General features: G+C 31.2%; 1 protein-coding gene and 1 pseudogene. Both read right to left on the bottom strand.

Annotation, left to right across the window (positions count from 1 at the left end):
* A pseudogene (locus CQA53_RS10990) lies at window positions 1-328 on the bottom strand (hypothetical protein); the annotation flags it as partial.
* A gap of 10 nt (window positions 329-338) precedes the next feature.
* On the bottom strand, window positions 339-2222 hold a 1884-nt coding region (locus CQA53_RS13430; RefSeq protein WP_245945907.1), incomplete at its 5' end, for a lipase family protein.

Here is a 2222-nt window from a genome sequence, read left to right as displayed (position 1 = left end):
CAATGACAGAATCTATATCCTCTCCACCTTGTAAGTAATACATGGGTTTAGATTCTACAAACACTCCTTCTTTATCTATCTCCCCAAAGTATAAAGGATGAGATTCTATTTCTTTTGAGCCATTTAGTAATATAGAATCTAAAAATACATATATTTCATAGTTATATAAATCTTGCAAGCTTATATCTTGATAGCTTTCATTATCTCTTAGAGATTCTAAGATTGTATTATGTATTGTTTTACAATCTAGGGTTGTGCTGTCTATGCAGTTGATATGAACTATTTGTTTTTCTTTGTGTATAGAGATATAAAAACCATTCTCTAACATTCTTGTTTCCTTATGCTTTAACTGCTATCATTGTTGCTTTACCCTCAAAGTATAAGCCTTGTATGCTTTTGCAATGACTTCCTAATGAGATTTCACACCACTTATTATGTATTGCTCTATATACACTTGAATTATATCCATAGATTGAACCTAGATTGTCTTTGTTTTCTATTGTTTGATTATTTTTATCTATGATGATAAAGTTTCTATATTCTGCAAGACAAGCTTTGTATCCTACATTATTTATATCATTGATATACTCACATTCTTTTCTTAATGTAGCAAAGTCTTTTTTATCTAAGATTTTGATATAGTATCCATCATTTGAAAGTGTGATGATAAAGTCTATTATGGATTCTTTAGGGATAGTGGGGTGATTGTATTTATTCTCATCTTGCCTTAGAGTTATCGTATTGTATATCTTTGAATTGATGAGAGATAAGATAAATGGTAAATGTCCTATTTCCTCTGGTTCTTTACTTAATAATTGATTTATAGCTGCTATAAAAAATAGAGGACTAGAGTGCATAGTATTGATATTGTATTGCGTTTTATTACCCTTGTTGATTTTAGTAAGGATAAAAGTATTGGTATAAGTCTCAAGATTCTTATTAAAAGCATTACAATACGCTATACACTCATATAAACTTTTATCTTTGACTTTGTTATGATTAGAATCTAATTCTAAAAGATAGGAGTAGAGGTAGAGAGTTTGAGTGAGGGGGATAATGGAGTGATCACCTGTGATACCTTTAGCTGTTGTGATAGTATGAAGTATTGTTGTATCACTATATTGATTGTCTTGGTGTAATCCTAGTTTAATCCCTAGTTTTGATATAGGAGAGCCCATATACCATTCATTTTTGTATTCATTATTACTTGATTCACAATGATAGATAGAATCTTGAATGGAGAGTTTGTATGCTTTTTTCTCTTCTTTCTTTTCTTTTTTCTTATTTTCCATTTCACATTGTATATATTTTGTAAAATTTTCTAGCAACATTTGGTAATAAGGCATTCTTGATTTATTATAATAAATTTCATTAAGCCTAGTGATTTGTGGAATGAATCCTGAAAGAGTGTGTCCACCTGTATTTAATAATTCTATGCCATATACTTTATCAAGGTATCTCTCTTGCTCATTGTAACATTTATCAAATGTTAGTTCTAACATTTTTGCAAATTGGCTTGATTTGCTTAAATGTTCGTAATGGGTCCCTTGTGTATTATGAAATAGCATATCTCTTATTTCTACATAAAAATGTCGCTTTGATCCATGTGGATATTTGGCAATATCGAAAATAGCAAAATATGGTGGGTATAATGCACTTGCTCCAGGTGCATTATAAGTATATAAAGCTTTAATATTATTTCTATCTTTATCATCACATAGGCTTAACGCAAGTAATTGTGCTAGACAACCACCAAGAGAATGCCCTGTGAGAGTGAGAGAGCTTTTTATTTGGGGATAGGAGAGAGCACAAGTTTCATAGAATTGTATCATATCATCATATTGTTCTAGTGGAACTTTACCAAGTGCTAGATATTTCAAATCAGCTTTCACTACATCTTTATAGATTTGACTTATTTTACTTAATTCAGTGCCTCGTATAGCAAAGATAAGCTCTTGAGTTTCTTTTTCTTGGAATAAAGTAGCAGAGAATCCCGAAGTAGTATTTGGTTGATGCTCTACAAGATCGTAGCGTTCAAAGAAGCGTTTAGCTTGGAGTGGGGAGAATTCGCCTTTGAGTTTGCCTACTTGTATCTCATCATCTTGTTTGTGTGGATTTAGCTCTACTGCGATATATTTGTTATAAGTGATGTCGAGTATGTCGGTTTGGGTGATGATAGGGGTTGATTCTCTGTCTATATCTTTTAAAATCTTTTTCTCAAA

This window comes from Helicobacter didelphidarum (assembly GCF_003364195.1).
Taxonomy (GTDB): Bacteria; Campylobacterota; Campylobacteria; order Campylobacterales; family Helicobacteraceae; genus Helicobacter_A; species Helicobacter_A didelphidarum.
The sequence above is the reverse complement of the archived record's forward strand: the minus strand, read 5'-3'. Positions and strand labels throughout refer to the sequence as shown.